The organism is Leptospira ilyithenensis (genome assembly GCF_004771005.1).
Classification (GTDB): Bacteria; Spirochaetota; Leptospiria; order Leptospirales; family Leptospiraceae; genus Leptospira_A; species Leptospira_A ilyithenensis.
In genome coordinates, this window is sequence record NZ_RQHV01000047.1 from 1 (window position 1) to 424 (window position 424).

Annotated in this window: 1 protein-coding gene; it reads right to left on the bottom strand. The window is 44.6% G+C overall.

Going from position 1 to position 424, the window contains the following annotated elements; all coding sequences use genetic code 11:
* Nucleotides 1-397 (bottom strand): hypothetical protein (locus EHS11_RS10345; protein WP_135764340.1); only part of this gene is annotated, 397 nt, incomplete at its 3' end.
* Between the last annotated feature and the right edge of the window lie 27 nt (nucleotides 398-424).

The following is a 424-nucleotide window of genomic DNA, read 5'->3' on the forward strand; positions in this document are numbered from 1 at the left end:
GGGATTGGTATTCAGTTCTCCTTTTCTTATATTCAGTTGAGCTTACATTTTTCTCAGCTTCATAATGTTGTTTTAGCTCATTAAATTCGCTATCTGTAAGTTTTCCACTTAAACGCACTGCTTCCAATGCCGCATCTCCAGAGCCCTTTGGACCATTTCCATACCACGCATCTAAAACTGCTTTTTTAGCCAAATCTGAATTACTCATTATTGGTAAAGTAGTGTCAGTCGTTGTCACTCCACCAAAAAATAGTGCCATCTGTTCCGCAAAATTAAATCCCCCTGCCGCTTTCAGAGGTTCCGAAACATCCCCCGTCTTAATAATACCATCCTCCGGTACAGGCAATCCCGCATCATCATCCCCATCCTCTCTTCTCCTCGCCGGAACATCAACCACCTGTCCCCGAACCGGCGGAGTAGATCC